General features: G+C 55.0%; 17 protein-coding genes. 2 read left to right on the forward strand and 15 right to left on the reverse strand.

Annotated features, from left to right (window positions below; translation table 11 throughout):
- The 4 genes from mrdA to OGX81_RS05285 form a co-directional block, all read right to left on the reverse strand.
- Nucleotides 1–1902, reverse strand: coding sequence for a peptidoglycan DD-transpeptidase MrdA (mrdA, locus tag OGX81_RS05270; protein WP_012133351.1), 1902 nt, complete (start codon nt 1900–1902; stop codon nt 1–3).
- Between the two features lie 30 nt (nt 1903–1932).
- Nucleotides 1933–2400, reverse strand: coding sequence for a 23S rRNA (pseudouridine(1915)-N(3))-methyltransferase RlmH (gene rlmH / locus OGX81_RS05275; protein WP_003022725.1), 468 nt, complete (start codon nt 2398–2400; stop codon nt 1933–1935).
- A 3-nt stretch (nt 2401–2403) separates the two neighbouring features.
- The gene (rsfS, locus tag OGX81_RS05280; protein WP_012133350.1) at nt 2404–2721 is read right to left on the reverse strand and encodes a ribosome silencing factor; all 318 of its coding nucleotides are present in this window, start codon (nt 2719–2721) and stop codon (nt 2404–2406) included.
- 258 nt (nt 2722–2979) lie between these two features.
- Complete coding sequence (locus OGX81_RS05285) at nt 2980–3591, reverse strand: adenosylcobalamin/alpha-ribazole phosphatase (RefSeq protein WP_049011893.1); 612 nt, start codon at nt 3589–3591, stop codon at nt 2980–2982.
- Nucleotides 3592–3685: 94 nt separating this feature from the next.
- Here OGX81_RS05285 and cobD point away from each other — a divergent pair, with 94 nt between their 5' ends.
- Complete coding sequence (gene cobD, locus OGX81_RS05290) at nt 3686–4780, forward strand: threonine-phosphate decarboxylase CobD (RefSeq protein WP_104868929.1); 1095 nt, start codon at nt 3686–3688, stop codon at nt 4778–4780.
- Here the strand turns inward: cobD and nadD are convergent.
- Genes nadD through leuS form a run of 4 tightly spaced genes read right to left on the reverse strand, consistent with a single transcriptional unit; the run spans nt 4755 to nt 9619 of the window.
- Nucleotides 4755–5396, reverse strand: coding sequence for a nicotinate-nucleotide adenylyltransferase (gene nadD / locus OGX81_RS05295; RefSeq protein ID WP_024130547.1), 642 nt, complete (start codon nt 5394–5396; stop codon nt 4755–4757). The genes cobD and nadD overlap by 26 nt on opposite strands.
- 1 nt (nt 5397) lies before the next feature.
- On the reverse strand, nt 5398–6429 hold the full coding sequence (gene holA, locus OGX81_RS05300) for a DNA polymerase III subunit delta (protein WP_012133346.1): 1032 nt from the start codon (nt 6427–6429) through the stop codon (nt 5398–5400).
- The gene (lptE, locus tag OGX81_RS05305; RefSeq protein ID WP_024130546.1) at nt 6429–7022 is read right to left on the reverse strand and encodes an LPS assembly lipoprotein LptE; all 594 of its coding nucleotides are present in this window, start codon (nt 7020–7022) and stop codon (nt 6429–6431) included. The genes holA and lptE overlap by 1 nt, the downstream gene beginning before the upstream one ends.
- A 14-nt stretch (nt 7023–7036) precedes the next feature.
- Entirely contained in the window at nt 7037–9619 is a 2583-nt protein-coding gene (gene leuS, locus OGX81_RS05310) for a leucine--tRNA ligase (protein WP_110123523.1), read from the reverse strand.
- 235 nt (nt 9620–9854) lie between these two features.
- Between leuS and OGX81_RS05315 the strand changes: the two genes are divergently transcribed.
- Entirely contained in the window at nt 9855–10337 is a 483-nt protein-coding gene (locus OGX81_RS05315; protein WP_012133343.1) for a zinc ribbon-containing protein, read from the forward strand.
- Nucleotides 10338–10430: 93 nt separating this feature from the next.
- Here OGX81_RS05315 and rihA read toward each other — a convergent pair whose 3' ends face one another.
- From rihA to corC, 7 genes are all read right to left on the reverse strand, one after another.
- Nucleotides 10431–11369: a pyrimidine-specific ribonucleoside hydrolase RihA gene (rihA, locus tag OGX81_RS05320; protein WP_049012057.1), complete on the reverse strand. Its 939-nt coding sequence runs from the start codon at nt 11367–11369 to the stop codon at nt 10431–10433.
- 116 nt (nt 11370–11485) lie between these two features.
- Entirely contained in the window at nt 11486–12211 is a 726-nt protein-coding gene (gene gltL / locus OGX81_RS05325) for a glutamate/aspartate ABC transporter ATP-binding protein GltL (RefSeq protein WP_012133341.1), read from the reverse strand.
- Nucleotides 12211–12885 (reverse strand): glutamate/aspartate ABC transporter permease GltK, encoded by a 675-nt coding sequence (gene gltK / locus OGX81_RS05330; protein WP_012133340.1) that lies wholly within the window; start codon nt 12883–12885, stop codon nt 12211–12213. The genes gltL and gltK overlap by 1 nt, the downstream gene beginning before the upstream one ends.
- A complete protein-coding gene (gltJ, locus tag OGX81_RS05335; RefSeq protein ID WP_012133339.1) occupies nt 12885–13625 on the reverse strand; it encodes a glutamate/aspartate ABC transporter permease GltJ in 741 nt (246 codons plus the stop codon). The genes gltK and gltJ overlap by 1 nt, the downstream gene beginning before the upstream one ends.
- A gap of 162 nt (nt 13626–13787) precedes the next feature.
- The gene (locus OGX81_RS05340; RefSeq protein WP_047458175.1) at nt 13788–14696 is read right to left on the reverse strand and encodes an amino acid ABC transporter substrate-binding protein; all 909 of its coding nucleotides are present in this window, start codon (nt 14694–14696) and stop codon (nt 13788–13790) included.
- Between the two features lie 360 nt (nt 14697–15056).
- Entirely contained in the window at nt 15057–16595 is a 1539-nt protein-coding gene (gene lnt, locus OGX81_RS05345) for an apolipoprotein N-acyltransferase (RefSeq protein WP_104868927.1), read from the reverse strand.
- A 24-nt stretch (nt 16596–16619) separates the two neighbouring features.
- Nucleotides 16620–17498, reverse strand: coding sequence for a CNNM family magnesium/cobalt transport protein CorC (corC, locus tag OGX81_RS05350; RefSeq protein ID WP_024130542.1), 879 nt, complete (start codon nt 17496–17498; stop codon nt 16620–16622).
- Nucleotides 17499–17531 lie beyond the last annotated feature (33 nt).

Consider the following 17531-nt stretch of genomic DNA (forward strand, 5'->3'; position numbering starts at 1 on the left):
TTATTGGTCCTCCGCCGCTGCAACCGCCGGGTTTTCCGCAGGCAAATTGGTGTTGTTGTCGCCCAACATGATGTGGTCAAGAATCTGACGCATGATTGTACCGACAGCCGGGCCCGCGCCGCCGTTTTCCAGGATTATGGCGACAGCAACCTGGGGATTGTTATACGGCGCGAATGCCGTCATCAGTTTATGGTCGCGTAGTCGTTCAGCAATTTTGTGCGCGTTGTAGGTTTCGTTGGCTTTCAGGCCAAAGACCTGCGCCGTACCAGACTTCGCGGCGATTTTATACGGCGCGCTGGCGAAATATTTATGCGCAGTGCCGTTCGCGCGGTTTGCGACGCCGTACATGCCGTCTTTGGCGATTTCCCAGTAACCGGAGTGAATATCGCCGACAGGCGGTTCGTGCGGCTGTACCCACGGCACCTGTTTGCCATTCTCCGCCGTGCTCATCAGCAGATGCGGCACTTTTACCACCCCGTCGTTAATCAGGATCATCAGCGCCTTGCTCATCTGGATCGGGGTTGCCGTCCAGTAACCCTGGCCGATGCCCACCGGGATGGTATCGCCCTGATACCACGGCTTTTTAAAGCGTTTTTGCTTCCATTCGCGGGTTGGCATATTGCCGGAACGCTCTTCAGCCAGATCGATGCCGGTATATTCCCCGTATCCAAATTTGCTCATCCACTCGGAGAGTCGGTCTATCCCCATGTCATAGGCCACCTGGTAGAAGAAGGTATCCGCTGACTCTTCAAGGGATTTGGTGATATTCAGATGACCGTGCCCCCATTTTTTCCAGTCGCGGTAACGCTTCTCAGAACCCGGCAACTGCCACCATCCGGGGTCGAACAGGCTGGTATTGCGGGTGATCACCCCAGCGCTTAAAGCGGACACCGCGACATACGGTTTAACCGTTGAGGCCGGCGGGTAAACACCTTGCGTCGCCCGGTTAACCAGCGGCGTATTCGGGTCGTTGAGCAACCCTGAGTAATCTTTGCTGGAGATGCCATCCACAAACAGGTTCGGGTCGTAGCTCGGCATGGAAACCAGCGCCAGTACGCCGCCTGTCCGTGGGTCGGTTACGATCACGGCGGCGCGGCTGCCCGCCAGCAGCGTTTCAATATATTGCTGGAGTTTCAGGTCAATTGTGAGATGGATGTCATGCCCGGCCTGCGGCGGCACCTCTTTAAGCTGACGGATGACGCGGCCACGGTTGTTGACTTCAACCTCTTCATAACCCGTCTGACCGTGCAGCACCTCTTCGTAATAGCGCTCAATCCCCAGCTTGCCGATATCGTGCGTGGCGGCGTAGTTGGCCAGCTTACCGTCTTTATCAAGGCGTTCGACGTCTTTATCGTTAATCTTCGAAACGTAGCCGATGACGTGGGTCAGCGCGGAGTTGTAAGGATAGTAGCGGCGCTTGTAGCCTTTCACTTCCACGCCAGGAAAACGGTACTGATTGACGGCAAAACGCGCGACCTGCACTTCGGTCAGGTTCGTTTTGACGGGAATAGAGGTAAAACGGTGTGAACGTGCGCGCTCTTTCTTGAACGCGGCAATGTCATCGTCGTTCAAATCGACCACGCTGCGTAACGCATCCAGCGTTTGCTGAACGTTATCGACCTTCTCCGGCATCATTTCTATCTGATAAATAGTGCGGTTGAGGGCGAGGGGGATGCCGTTACGGTCATAGATGATCCCACGGCTGGGGGCGATGGGGACCAGTTTGATGCGGTTTTCGTTTGAGCGGGTCTGGTAATCGGTAAAACGCACGATTTGCAGATTATAAAGGTTGGCGATGAGCACGCCGGTCAGCAGCAAAATACCCAAAAAAGCGACCAGCGCCCGGCGCACGAACAGCGCGGACTCAGCCGTATAGTCGCGAAAAGAATTCTGTAGTTTCATCCGCTGCTTAATCTACTCAAGGCTTAATAATCACTCACGGTGATAAGGGTGGTTGGTGGTAATGCTCCACGCCCGGTACAGACTCTCTGCCACCAGCACCCGAACCAGCGGGTGGGGGAGGGTTAACGCAGAAAGTGACCAGCTTTGTTCCGCCGCCGCTTTACAGGCCGGAGACAACCCCTCAGGGCCGCCAATCAGGAGACTGACGTCGCGACCATCCAGCTTCCAGCGCTCCAGCTCAGTCGCCAGCTGTGGCGTGTCCCAGGGTTTCCCTGGGATATCAAGGGTGACGATACGGTTTTTGCCTGCGGCCGCCAGCATCTGCTCACCCTCTTTATCGAGAATACGTTTAATATCCGCGTTCTTGCCGCGTTTGCCCGCTGGAATTTCGATCAGCTCAAACGGCATGTCTTTCGGAAAACGCCGGAGATACTCCGTAAAACCGGTTTGTACCCAGTCGGGCATTTTCGTACCGACAGCGACAAGTTGAAGCTTCACGCATTAACTCCAGAGTTTTTCCAGTTCATACAGGCGACGGCTCTCTTCCTGCATGACATGGACAATCACATCACCCAGGTCAACGACAATCCAGTCGGCTACGCTTTCACCTTCAACGCCAAGCGGCAACATGCCCGCCGCGCGAGATTCCTGTACAACGTGGTCAGCAATAGACATAACGTGACGGCTGGATGTACCGGTGCAGATAATCATGCAGTCGGTGATACTGGATTTACCCTGAACATCTAAGGTGATGATGTCCTGACCTTTCAGGTCATCAATTTTGTCGATTACAAAATCCTGGAGTGCTTTACCCTGCAAGTTTTCCCCCTGGGTATTACGGATGAATATAAATAAGCCTGTCAGTATACCTGAACCCGAGGCGATGTCGGGACTAATGTCATCAACGGGCGTTTAAAAGTGGGTTATCATCCCATCCCGCACAACAGATTGCATCGCCATTTTTGTAAAACAATTTCTGCAAAGCTCTGAAGGGCGGGAGAAGTCTGGCGCGGAGGATAGCAGCCTGTCAGGGGGTGTCAATGGTCGAAACGCCCCCGAGGAGAAAAAACAGAAATATCACTCGCCGTGATGCCAGACGGCCCGACTGTTTAACACCTTCAGCGTGGCGAAATCTTCACAAAAATCAATGGCGCTCCAGCATCCTTGCTCAACCCTGAAATGCCATAATGAGGCGGCGGGCATGGACAATAATCGCGCGATCATGAGACTCAGAACCCCCTGGTGGCTCACGACCAGCAGGTTTTTATTATCTTTATAATCAGCAAGTTGTGCAATAAAGCGCTCTACGCGTTGTGAGAACGCTTGGAAGCCTTCCCCATTGGTCGGGACGGCGTTCTGCCAGTCGGTGCACCAGGCCGCGTAACTTGCCGCGTCTTCGCGGCTCAGATCGCGGTGATGACGCATCTCCCAGTCGCCAAAAAACATCTCGTTAAGCTCCGGGAACAGGCGCTGCGGTACGTCGCGGTCGTGAAGCACCAGCCGCGCCGTGTGGCGGGCGCGTTCCAGTTCGCTACAGAATACGTTGTCGAAGGGGACATTGCGCAGCAGGTTATTCAACGTTTGCGCCTGGGCTATCCCTTTTTCTGTCAGCGGAGTGGGGGCGTGGCCGCTGTATAATCCGGCTACATTGGCTTCGGTTTCCCCATGACGAACTAACCAGAGTCGCATGTTTTTCCTCGTGATACGTATTCGCGCAAAATATGATATTCACCCTGATTGCGCAGCGCTTTTTCACTAAAATAGACTTTTTATCGGAGGCAAGATGCCTTTACTGAAGAGTGCGCATGGCGGTAACACCCGGGAAGCCGCCGCATTGTTGGGCATCTCGCCTGAACAGTTGCTGGATTTTAGCGCAAATATTAATCCTCTGGGTATGCCAGGGCGCTTAAAACGCGCGCTTATCGACAATCTTACCTGCGCGGAGCGGTATCCTGATGTGGATTATCAGCATCTGCACCAGGCGCTGGCGCAGCACCATCAGATCCCCGCGTCATGGCTCCTGGCCGGAAATGGCGAGACGGAATCCATCTTCACGCTGGTTCACGGGCTGAAGCCGCGTCATGCCATGATCGTCACGCCGGGCTTTGCCGAGTATCGCCGTGCGCTACAGTGGGGCGCGTGTGAGATACATGAATTTGCGCTTCGCGAAGCCGATGGCTGGCAACTCACGGATGCTATTCTGAATGCGCTGACCCCGGATCTGGATTGCCTGTTTCTCTGTACGCCAAATAATCCAACCGGACTCCTGCCTGCTCGCGAACTGTTACTGGCTATTGCGGAGCGCTGTAAGACGCAGGGGATCGCGCTGATCCTGGATGAGGCGTTTATCGATTTTATTCCGGGTGAAGAGGGCTTTATTCCGCTGTTGCAGGGCAACCCGCATATCTGGGTGCTGCGTTCGCTCACCAAATTTTACGCCATTCCGGGGCTGCGGCTGGGCTATCTGGTGAACAGCGACGAGCAGGCGGTCGCGCGAATGAGAGCGCAGCAGATGCCCTGGTCAATCAACGCGTTTGCGGCGCTGGCCGGAGAGGTTATCTTGCAGGATGCCGCCTATCACCAGGCGACCTGGCAGTGGCTGGCGGAGGAGGGACAGCGCTTCCGTCAGCGGTTACATGCGTTTCCTGAGCTAACGGTTTATCCCGGTCGGGCGAATTATCTTTTATTACGCAGTGAGCGGGAAGGCCTGGATTTGCAACGCGCCTTGCTGGAGAAGCACATTCTGATCCGCAGCTGTGCTAACTATCCGGGGCTTGACGCGCGTTATTACCGGGTGGCGATTCGCAGTCAGGAAGAGAACAGCCGCCTGCTGACGGCGCTGGCGGAAGTCTTTACCGATACAACCCTTGCTGGTTGATGTAGTTCAGGACGGATTCCGGCATGAGATCGTCGCACGGTTCGCCTTTCTCCAGCCGCTCGCGGATAAGGGTGGCGGAGATATTGAACCAGGGCGTTTCAGCCAGATAAATTTTACCCGCCGGGAGCGCGTGCAGATCGTCCGGCGTATGGGTTAAATGGCGCTCCAGCCACTGCTGATGCTGCTCTTTCACCATCTCAAGCGGGTAGCCGGGGCGTCGGCAAACGATCAGGTGAGTATTGTCAAGAATGGTTTCATAGTCATGCCAGGTCGGGAACGTCAGTAAGGAGTCCTGGCCGATGATAAACGCCAGCGGCGCGTCCGGGCCTTGTTCTTCCCGCCACTCTTTCAGCGTTTGCGCGGTGTAAGAGGCGGTATCGCGTTTGAGTTCGCGCTCATCCAGGATAAACAGCGGTTTGTCGGCGATAGCCAGCTCAAGCATATATTTACGCTGTGCGCTGGACGCTTCAGGCTGTGGACGATGAGGCGGTACGTTATTGGGCATGATAATCACCCGCGACAGGCCAATCAGATTGGCCAGCGTTTCCACGGGCTTGAGATGACCATAATGCACGGGATCAAAGGTGCCGCCGAACAGAGCCTGTAACGATTTCATATCAACCATCAATAAAAACATCTGCCAGCGCTTTGTGGCAGAGAAGAAGAGAAAGCCCCTCCAGCTCAGCCCACACTGACTGTCCATAATCTTGTTTTAGCGTAATTTCCGTCCGCGTCAACAGTTGCACTGCCTGGCGAAGCTGGGTCTGCTGGAGCCGATTCAACGCATCGCCAATCATGCCGCGACGGTTTTGCCATACCCGATGTTTATCAAACAGCGTGCGCAGAGGCGTATGGGCGGATTGCCGTTTAAGGTTAACCAGCATCAGTAATTCGCGTTGCAGGGTGCGCAGCAGGATCACGGGCTCACTGCCCTCAAGGCGCAGTTGCTGCAAAATGTGCAGGGCGCGTTTGCTTTTGCCCATCAATAACGCATCCACCCAATGGTATGGCGTAAAGTGCGCCGCGTCGTTGACGGCCTGCTCTACGCGTGGAAGCGTGAGCTTACCGTCAGGCCAGAGGAGTGAAAGCCGCTCCAGCGCCTGCGCCAGCGCCAGCAGGTTGCCTTCGTAGCAATAACACAGCAGCTGATTCGCGGCGTCATCCAGTTGCAAATTATTCTGCTTTGCTCTGGCGGCAACCCAGCGCGGTAGCTGCGCCTGCTCCGGCGTCTGACAGCTTACCTGCACGCCAGTGCCCGCCAGCGAGGTATACCAGGCGGCGTTTTCCTGGGCTTTGGTGAGCTTGTTTCCGCGCACGATCAGCAGCAGGTCGTCATGCAGCAAACCGCTGAGCGTTGCGAGCTGTTCATTGATCGCCGCATTCGGGCCATTTTCCGGTAGCAACAACAGCAGCGTTTGACGGCTGGCAAACAGGCTCATTGCCTGACACTGTGAGAACAGGGTTCCCCAGTCGGTGCTGGTGTCGATCGTAAAGGCGTGGTGTTCTTCGAACCCTTGCGCAGCGGCCGTCAGACGAATAGCGTCCTGGCTTTCCTGCAACAAGAGAGGGTCGTTGCCCAGGAGCAAGTACGCCGCGCGCAGCCCTTCATTGAGCTGTGCGCGGAGTTGTTCAGGGTACAACCGGATCATCAGTTACCCAGCGTGGTGGACACGCGTGCCGGGGAAGATGCTGGCGTCGCCGTGGTGTTTTCAGCAGCGTCCGCGTTTTCCTGGGATGACTGAGCATCAGCGACATGGATACTCGGCAGCTTGCGAATCAACTGTTCGGCTGCTTTGTCATACATCTCTTTGATGATCATATCCTGTTCATTATCCTTCGCCAGCGCGGTTTGCGGGTTATCAAAGAATGAACGGTACACTTTCGTGCTGATCGGATAAATATCATGACCCGGGATCAGAACGCTTGCACTGACGCTCATGACCATCTGGTATTCCGCCGTACGGCCATCCTGGAACACGGAGGCGGTATCTTTAGAGATACTGGTCCGGCCAAGGCGCAGTGACGGAACATCCTGGCGCGTTGTATCTTTTTCAAGCAATTCAATATTGTTAAGACGCAGTTGGTTACGTACCGCCCGGCTTAATGGTCCATTCGGATCGCTTGTATCAAGAATCATAGTTTTCATCGTGCTGGGCACCTGCGTAGTGCTACGCAGATGCCAGCCGCACCCGGCGGTGACCAGCACCGCCAGGGATAACAACAATGTTGTCAGATGTCGCACGCTTCCTCCCGCGCTTAGCCAACGACCAAATTGAGGAGTTTACCCGGAACGTAAATCACTTTACGCACGGTAACGCCATCAAGATATTTTGCGACCAAATGTTCCTGGCCAGCACGTTCACGAACCTGTTCTTCAGTGGCGTTCACCGGTACGGTGATTTTGCCACGGACTTTACCGTTCACCTGAACCACAACCAACGTAGAGTCTTCTACCATTGCTTTGTCGTCAGCGACCGGCCACGGCGCGTTATCGATATCGCCTTCGCCTTTCAGCGCTTCCCACAGCGTGAAGCAGGCATGTGGGGTGAACGGGTTGAGCATACGCACGACAGCCAGCAGCGCTTCCTGCATCAGGGCGCGATCCTGCTCGTCTTCCTGCGGCGCTTTCGCCAGTTTGTTCATCAGCTCCATAATCGCGGCAATCGCGGTGTTGAAGGTCTGACGGCGGCCGATATCATCGGTCACTTTCGCGATGGTTTTGTGGACGTCGCGACGCAGCGCTTTCTGATCTTCGCTCAGCGCATCAACGTTCAGTGCCGCAACCTCGCCTTTCGCGGTGTGCTCATAGACCAGTTTCCAGACGCGCTTCAGGAAGCGGTTTGCCCCTTCCACGCCAGATTCCTGCCATTCCAGCGTCATATCGGCTGGAGAAGCAAACATCATGAACAGACGCACGGTGTCCGCGCCGTAACGCTCAACCATTACCTGCGGGTCGATGCCGTTGTTTTTGGACTTGGACATCTTGCTCATGCCGGTGTACACCAGCTCATGGCCCGCCGCGTCTTTCGCCTTAACGATGCGGCCTTTCTCGTCGCGCTCAACGATGGCATCAACCGGGGAAACCCAGTTACGCTCGCCGTTTTCGCCTACATAGTAGAATGCGTCTGCCAGCACCATACCCTGGCACAGCAGCTGTTTCGCCGGTTCGTCAGAGTTCACCATGCCCGCGTCGCGCATCAGCTTGTGGAAGAAGCGGAAGTAGAGCAGGTGCATGATCGCGTGTTCAATACCGCCGATGTAGATATCGACCGGCAGCCAGTAGTTTGCTGCTTCCGGGTCCAGCATCCCTTCGTTGTACTGCGGGCAGGTGTAGCGCGCGTAGTACCAGGAGGACTCCATAAAGGTGTCAAAGGTGTCGGTTTCACGCAGCGCAGGCTGACCGTTAACGGTGGTTTTCGCCCACTCAGGATCGGCTTTGATCGGGCTGGTGATGCCGTCCATGACGACGTCTTCCGGCAGGATGACCGGCAGTTGATCTTCCGGGGTCGGCAGAACGGTGCCGTCTTCCAGAGTCACCATCGGAATCGGCGCGCCCCAGTAACGCTGACGGGAAACGCCCCAGTCGCGCAGACGGTAGTTGACTTTACGCTCGCCGACGCCTTTTGCCGCCAGTTTATCGGCAATCGCGTTGAAGGCGTCTTCAAAGCCCAGACCGTTAAATTCGCCGGAGTTAAACAGTACGCCTTTCTCGGTCAGTGCCTGCTCGGACAGATCCGGTTCAGAGCCGTCCGCCGCCAGGATAACCGGCTTGATGGTCAGGCCATATTTGGTGGCAAATTCATAGTCACGCTGATCGTGGCCCGGAACGGCCATGACCGCACCGGTACCGTATTCCATCAGCACGAAGTTGGCGGCCCATACCGGGATCGCTTCGCCGGTCAGCGGGTGAATGGCTTTAAAACCGGTGTCGACGCCTTTTTTCTCCATCGTCGCCATATCGGCTTCCGCCACTTTGGTGTTGCGGCATTCGTCGATAAAGGCAGCCAGTTCCGGGTTGTTGGCAGCCGCTTTCTGCGCCAGCGGGTGACCTGCGGCAACCGCCAGGTAAGTGGCGCCCATGAATGTGTCTGGACGCGTGGTGTACACCGTCAGCGTATTGTCGTAGCCGTTCACGTCAAAGGTGATCTCGACGCCTTCAGAACGGCCGATCCAGTTGCGCTGCATGGTTTTAACGGTGTCTGGCCAGTGATCCAGTTTATCCAGATCGTTCAGCAGTTCGTCAGCGTAGGCGGTGATCTTAATGAACCACTGCGGGATCTCTTTACGCTCAACTTTGGTGTCGCAGCGCCAGCAGCAGCCGTCGATAACCTGCTCGTTCGCCAGTACGGTCTGGTCGTTCGGGCACCAGTTCACCGCAGAGGTCTTTTTGTACACCAGGCCTTTTTTATACAGCTCGGTGAAGAATTTCTGCTCCCAGCGGTAGTATTCCGGGGTGCAGGTCGCCAGCTCGCGGCTCCAGTCATAGCCGAAGCCCAGCATTTTGAGCTGGTTTTTCATGTAGGCGATGTTGTCATAGGTCCACGGCGCCGGCGCCGTGTTGTTTTTCACCGCCGCGCCTTCAGCAGGCAGACCGAATGCATCCCAGCCGATGGGCTGTAGAACGTTTTTACCCAGCATGCGCTGGTAGCGGGCAATCACATCACCGATGGTGTAGTTACGCACATGGCCCATGTGTAGTCGACCAGAAGGATAGGGAAGCATCGACAGGCAGTAATACTTCTCTTTGCTCTCGTCTTCGGTTACTTCAAAGGTGCGCTTCTCGTCCCAGTGTTGCTGGACTTTTGATTCTATCTCTTCCGGGCGGTATTGCTCTTGCATGGCAGCCAGTGGTCCTGTTTTCATTACGGCTACAAACGTAGCGTTAGATGTGGTGTTTCAGATCCGCATAGCATAGCCCAAACGCCCGCGCCAAAACAGCCTTTCGCGCATTCTGCATTGAATTCCCGCCATGCTAATCCTTGCATGAATTTACACAGTCTGTGGGCGGTCTTGCAAAGCGCGGCGTAAATAACGTCTATTATTATAGACAGTTAACGACCCAGGAGGCGAAGCGATGAACAAGGTTGCTCAATATTACCGTGAACTGGTGACGTCATTAAGCGAACGCCTGCGTAATGGCGAGCGCGATATTGACGCGCTGGTGGAACAGGCGCGTCAGAGCGTAATGAAAGCAGGGGAGTTAACGCGAATCGAGGTGGACGAACTGACGCGCGCCGTCAGACGCGACCTGGAAGAGTTCGCCATGAGCTACGAGGAGAGCCAGGAAGAGGAGAGCGACAGCGTCTTTATGCGGGTGATTAAAGAGAGCCTCTGGCAGGAACTGGCGGACATCACCGACAAAACGCAACTGGAGTGGCGCGAAGTGTTCCAGGATCTCAATCACCACGGGGTCTACCACAGCGGCGAGGTGGTTGGCTTGGGCAACCTTGTGTGCGAGAAGTGTCATTACCATTTAGCGGTGTATACGCCGGATGTACTGCCGCTGTGCCCGAAATGTGGCCACGACCAGTTCCAGCGCAGACCGTTTGAGCCGTAATCGGCAGTGCCGGATGGCGACGCAAAGCGTCTTGTCCGGCCTACAAATTGTACGCTGATGTAGGCCGGATAAGCGTTAGCGCCATCCGGCTGGTTATGATGCGTAGAACGCCAGCCTCTCCGCCAGTAAATCCACAAAGCCCTGCCGGTCGATATCGACCATCACCGTCGCATTCGGTTTATTCCCCGTCAGGAAGTAATAATCCACGACCGTCATTCCCTGGGTGTATTTCCCCTGAGTCTCCACGCCGACCCAACGTTCAACGGTGGTGAAAAGCTCGGGTTTTAGCAGCCAGGCGATGGTGCAAGGGTCATGCAACGGCGCGCCGGTAAAGCCCCACTTTTCGTCTTTGTGATATTCGAGGAAGAAATCCAGCAGCTCCGCCACGATCGTGGAAACAGGATTGCCTGTCGCCCGGAAACGCTCGGTATCTTCAGCGTGAATCTGCGCCTTGTGCGTTACGTCCAGCCCGGCCATCACCACGGGAATCCCTGACTGGAAAACAATCTCTGCCGCTTCGGGGTCGACGTAAATATTGAATTCTGCCGCTGGCGTCCAGTTACCTAATCCCATCGCGCCGCCCATGATCACTATACGGGCGATTTTACGGTGCAATTCTGGATGGCTGTTCAGCAACAAGGCGACATTGGTTTGCGGCCCGGTGGCGACGATGGTTACCGGTTCCGGGCTTTCGCGCAGGGTTTTCGCCATCAGCTCAACGGCGGTGCAGGTCTGCGGCGCAAATGACGGCTCCGGCAGCGCCGGGCCGTCCAGTCCGCTTTCGCCGTGTACGTTATCGGCGATGATCAGATCGCGCATCAGCGGTTTTATCGCGCCGCCCGCGACAGGAATATCGGTACGCCCCAGTAGCGTCAGCATACGCAATACGTTACGCAGCGTTTTGTCAGGCGTCTGGTTACCGGCGGAAGAGGTGATCGCTTTCACATCCAGTTCAGGCGATGCGAGGGCGAGAACAATTGCGATGGCGTCGTCATGACCTGGATCGCAATCAAAGAGGACTGGAAGTGCCATTGTTGCTCCTTGTAAGTGGTACTTTGTGACAAGGGTAACGCCGGGATGAGTGCGATTCGAGATATGAAGAGATAAAGCGTGATATGGCGCGCACTCTGTCGTGCGCGCCGGGAGGATTAATGCAGGATTTTCGCCAGGAAGTCTTTGGCGCGATCCGATTTCGGGTTGGCGAAGAACTCCTCTTTCGGTGAGTCTTCGACAATTTTCCCTTCGTCCATAAAGATCACCCGATTGGCCACCTTACGGGCAAAGCCCATTTCGTGGGTGACGACCATCATGGTCATCCCTTCGTTTGCCAGCTCGACCATAACGTCCAGCACTTCGTTGATCATTTCAGGATCGAGTGCGGATGTTGGTTCATCAAACAGCATAGCGATAGGGTCCATGCACAGCGCGCGCGCGATTGCCACACGCTGTTGCTGCCCGCCGGAAAGCTGCGCCGGGAACTTATTGGCATGGGCCGAAAGTCCTACGCGCTCAAGTAACTTCTGCGCTTTTTCACGGGCGGGCGCTTTGCCGCGTTTGAGCACTTTCACCTGCGCCAGCGTCAGGTTTTCAATGATCGACAGATGCGGGAACAGTTCAAAATGCTGGAACACCATTCCGACCCGCGAGCGGAGCTTCGCCAGATCCGTTTTTTTGTCATTCACTTTGGTGCCGTCAACGGTGATTTCACCCTGTTGCACCGGTTCCAGTCCGTTCACCGTTTTGATCAGGGTCGATTTACCGGAACCCGACGGGCCGCAGACTACCACCACTTCACCTTTTTTCACTTCCGTGGAGCAGTCGGTCAGCACCTGAAAGTGACCATACCATTTAGAAACATTTTTCAGGGTAATCATTAAACTGTCCTTTTCTTCAAATAGCTGACCAACAACGACGCGCTCAGGCTGATAACAAAGTAGACGGCACCGGCAAACAGGATCATTTCGACCTGCGTACCATCACGCTCGCCAATGGTGGTGGCGGTGCGGAAGAAATCCGCGAGGCTTAACACGTAAACCAGGGAGGTATCCTGGAACAGTACGATACCCTGGGTAAGCAGCAGCGGCACCATCGCACGGAACGCCTGCGGCAGGATGATGAGCTTCATCGACTGCCAGTGGGTCATCCCCAGCGCCAGCGCAGCGCTGGACTGCCCGCGTGAAATGCTCTGAATACCCGCACGGATAATCTCCGAGTAATACGCCGCTTCAAACATGGAAAACGCGACCATCGCTGAAATCAGGCGAATATCCGTTTTGGGCGAAATACCCAGTACGTCCTGCAACAGCCCCGGCACAATCAGGTAGAACCATAGCAGCACCATCACCAGCGGGATGGAGCGGAAAACGTTGACGTAAGCTTTCGCAAACCAGGCGACAGGGGCGAAACTTGAGAGACGCATTACCGCCAGAATAGTGCCCCAGAGAATCCCGATCACCACGGCGGTGACGGTAATTTTCAGGGTGATCACCAGCCCGGCCAGCAAGTACGGCATGGAAGGAACGATCGAACTCCAGTCAAACTCGTACATTATTTGCCTCCCATATTGCCAGGCAGGCGGACTTTACGTTCCACCAGATTCATCACCAGCATAATGACGGCATTAATCAGCACGTAGGCCAGCGTAATCGCGGTGAACGACTCCCAGGCGTGGGCGGAGTAATCCAGCAGCTTGCCCGCCTGCGCCGCCATATCCACCAGACCAATGGTCGATGCGATGGCGGAGTTTTTCACCAGGTTCATCATTTCCGAGGTCATCGGCGGGACAATCACCCGATAGGCGTTCGGTAGCAGAACATAGCGATAAGCCTGAGGCAGCGTCAGCCCCATCGCCAGCGCAGCGTTTTTCTGCCCGCGAGGCAGCGACTGAATTGCGGCGCGTACCTGCTCGCAGACGCGCGCAGCGGTAAACAGCCCCAGACAGATCATTGATGAGAGGAAAAATTGAATGTTCGGGTCCAGTTCCGCCTTGAACCACATGCCGATATTTTCCGGCAACAGCTCAGGCACGACCAGATACCAGGTAAAGAACTGAACAATCAGCGGGACGTTACGAAACAGTTCCACGTAAAGCGTCCCCATTCCTGAGAGGAAGCGGTTAGGTACAGTACGTAAAATGCCGAATAACGAGCCGACGAGGAAAGCAATAATCCAGGCGGTGATGGATAACGCGACGGTGACCTGGAAGCCGCTCCAGAGCCAGCCGAGATACGTGGTGTTGCCGAACGGGGCTTGTTGTAAAAAAATCCCCCAGTTCCAGTCTATTGACATAAATCTACTCCAGAAAAAAAAGGGTAGCAGCGCTACCCTCGAAGATTGTTATCCAGCGTTTTGCGGTTTTCAGGCCTGATGGGGAACGACCATCAGGCTTATAGTCTGTCCGTGCTGAATGACAATCGAGAGGGCAAGGAGATCCCGCCCCATTTATTTTAGTTAGTTAAGTGCTTTGTCATTCGGTTCTTTGAACAGCGCCTTCATCTCGTCGGACAGTTCGAAATTCATGTTCAGGTTTTTCGGCGGGATTGGGTTTTTAAACCACTTATCAAACCATTTTTCCGCTTCGCCTGAGGTCTGCACCTGGGCAATCGTGTCATCTACCAGCGTTTTAAACTCAGGATCGTTTTTACGCAGCATACAGCCGTAGGCTTCCTGAGATTGCGGCTTACCGACGATCTCCCAGTTGTCTGGTTTTTTGGCTTTCGCACGTTCACCCGCCAGCAGGGCATCATCCATCATAAAGGCGACGGCACGACCGCTTTCCAGCGTACGGAAGGAGTCGCCGTGGTCTTTCGCGCTGATAATGCGCATATTCATTTTTTGTTCTTCATTCAGCTTGTGCAGCAGAATTTCAGAGGTCGTACCGGAGGTAACCACGACCGCTTTCCCTTTCAGGTCCGGGAAGTCTTTAATATCGCCGTCTTTTTTCGCCAGCAGACGCGTACCGACGATGAAAATGGTGTCAGAGAACGCAGCCTGTTTCTGGCGTTCGACGTTGTTGGTGGTGGAGCCACACTCAAAGTCGAAGGTTCCGTTCTGCAACAGCGGAATACGGTTCTGGGAGGTAATTGGGATCAGCTTCACCTGCAGGTCAGGTTTGTTAAGCTTTTTCTTCACGGCTTCAACGATGGCGTTGGAGTAGTCCTGTGAATAACCGACCACTTTTTGCTGGTTGTCGTAGTAAGAGAACGGCACGGAGGACTCGCGGTGGCCGACGACGATAATGCCATTCTTCGCGATTTTATCCAGCGTACTGCCCGCCGCCGGCGCGGCGTCTTCCGCGTGTGCCAGACCGGCAGACATTCCCATGACCAGCATTGCTGTGGCTAGCTTACGTAATTGCATATCCAACTCCTTTATCGTCTGCGCCATCGACGCATTGATACCCATTGTGAGTGTTTGTGTTGTTATCGTCTGCAACTTGAGCGTGCAGTGTTATGCGTGTTTGTTAACATTTAGTTTGGCTGAATGTAAAGATTTTGCTGCTTTATTGTTTATTTTTGCGAAGTGCGCCGCACCGTTTAGAGGCAAAAATCTTTCATTGCACTGTTTGGGTGCTACCGATGATCGATATTGGTGCGACCAGGTTGCACATATAGCCAAAACAAGGTTTACCTTGTTTAACAAAGCAATAGGCGTGCCAGAATGGAGGGATATAGCCAGGCCGGATAAGACGCATTGCGTCTTATCCGGTAATAAGGGAGATTATTTACGACGCTGACGCAGGCTCATCACCACGGCGCCAAAGCCTATCAGCGCGGTGAGCAACCATAACGGCCAGTTGCCGGTACGGGCATAAGGCGTTAAACCACGGGTTGGCGTAACGTGGGTGGTCAACACGTCGCGGGTAAACTGCGGGATCATCGCCTGAATTTCACCCTGCGGGCCAATGACTGCCGTAATGCCGTTGTTGGTGCTGCGCAACAGCGGGCGCGCCAGCTCCAGAGAACGCATTCTCGCCATCTGGAAGTGCTGCCACGGGCCGATAGATTTTCCGAACCAGGCGTCGTTAGAGATGGTCAGCAGATAGTCAGTGTCCGGGCGGAAATTGTCCCGAACCTGTTCACCCAGAATGATTTCGTAGCAAATCGCCGCTGTCAGTTTAAAGCCATGCGCATGCAGCTGTGGCTGTATGTACGGCCCACGGCTGAATGAGGACATCGGCAGGTCAAAGAACGGCGCTAACGGGCGCAGAATCGACTCCAGCGGCACGAACTCGCCAAACGGCACCAGGTGGTTTTTGTTGTAGCGATTGCTGGAATCGTAGCTGTACGGGCTGTCTTTACCCAGCGTGATAATCGTGTTGTAGGTGTCGTAGCGGTTCTGCTTGTTCAGACGCGCATCGACGATGCCGGTAATCAACGTGCTGTTTTTGGATTTCAGCAGATCGTCCATCATGCCCAGAAAACGCTGCTGATTAATCTCCAGATCGGGAATGGCGGACTCTGGCCAGATAATCAGTTGCGATTTCCCCATTTCCGGCTGGGTGGCGTCGAGATAGATTTTCAGCGTATTGATAAGCTGACTCTCATCCCACTTCAGCGATTGGGGAATGTCGCCCTGAACCAGCGAGACCTGCGTGGTTTTTTCCGGCTCCAGCGTATACCACTGGATGTAACGCAGCGGGAAGGGCAGGGCAAATAACACCAGCGCGACGACCAGAGGACGCCAGTTGCGGGTGACTGCCGCCAGCACCAGCAGGCCGCTGACCATCATCAGCAGGAAGTTGATGGCCTCAACGCCCATCACCGGCGCCAGTCCTTTTAGCGGGCCGTCAATCTGGCTATAGCCGAACTGTAGCCATGGGAAGCCGGTTAGTACCCAGCCACGCAGAAACTCGGTGATTTGCCAGACTACGGGGGCGGCGATCGCCACGCGCAGCCAGGTGGTTTTCGGCCACAGACGCGACAGAATACCGGCAAACAGGCCCGTGTAGAGGGAAAGGTATGCGGCAAGCAGCACCACAAGGAAGACGTTTATCGGGCCGGGCATACCGCCGAACTGCGCGATACTAACGTAGACCCAGTTGATGCCGGAGCCAAAGAGTCCCAGCCCCCAGAAGTAGCCGATAGCAGCCGACTGGAGCGGGCGGCGGTGTAAGGTTAACGCCTGTAGGCCCATAAGCGAGATAAGCGCGGCGGGCCAGACGTCATACGGAGAAAAAGCCAGCGTTCCGCAGGCGCCGAATAATAACGCCAGCAGCAGGCGAATGCGCTGGCGTTCAATCAGTGAGGCAAATGCCATTTAGTCTTTAGTCCACTTTTGGTTTTATTCGTCCAGTTTAGGCTGGGGCGAGTCATCCGGTATTCTGACATGAACCTGAATAATACGACGGCTGTCGGCCATAGCGACTTTGAACTGGTAACCATCAATGTCAATGGTCTCACCGCGCGCAGGCAGATGACCGAACGCCTGCATCACCAGACCGCCAATGGTATCGACCTCTTCATCGCTGAAGCTGGTGCCGAAGGCTTCGTTGAAGTCTTCAATCGGTGCGAGAGCGCGAATGGTCCAGGTGTGGCGACTGAGCTGACGGAAGTCGATATCGTCTTCTTCATCATACTCGTCTTCAATTTCACCCACGATCAGTTCGAGAATGTCTTCAATGGTCACCAGACCCGACACCCCGCCAAACTCGTCGATAACGATCGCCATATGGTAACGCTGGGAACGGAACTCTTTGAGCATGCGGTCAACGCGCTTACTCTCCGGGACAACAACGGCCTGGCGTAACACTTTTTCCATGCTGAAGGCTTCGGCATCGCTGCGCATAAACGGCAGCAGATCCTTCGCCATCAGAATCCCTTCAATGTGATCTTTGTCTTCGCTGATGACCGGGAAACGCGAGTGTGCTGACTCAATGATGACATCAAGGCACTCATCCAGCGTCTGGTTGCGTTTCAGGGTAATCATCTGGGAGCGGGGGATCATGATGTCGCGAACGCGCTGGTCCGCAATGTCCATCACCCCTTCGAGCATATCGCGCGTATCTTCATCGATAAGGTCGTTCTGCCCGGAATCACGGATCAGCGCCAGCAGTTCGTCACGGTTTTTGGGTTCACCGTGGAAAAGTTGGCTCAGTAACAGGGAAAAAAATCCCTTTTTGCTGTTTAACGTGTCACTACTGTGTGAATTGTCGTCGCTCATGGCGTCGTATGGGTTCTCATGTTGGTTAATAGG

Source organism: Citrobacter sp. CK206 (assembly GCF_030333125.1).
GTDB classification, from domain to species: domain Bacteria; phylum Pseudomonadota; class Gammaproteobacteria; order Enterobacterales; family Enterobacteriaceae; genus Citrobacter_B; species Citrobacter_B koseri.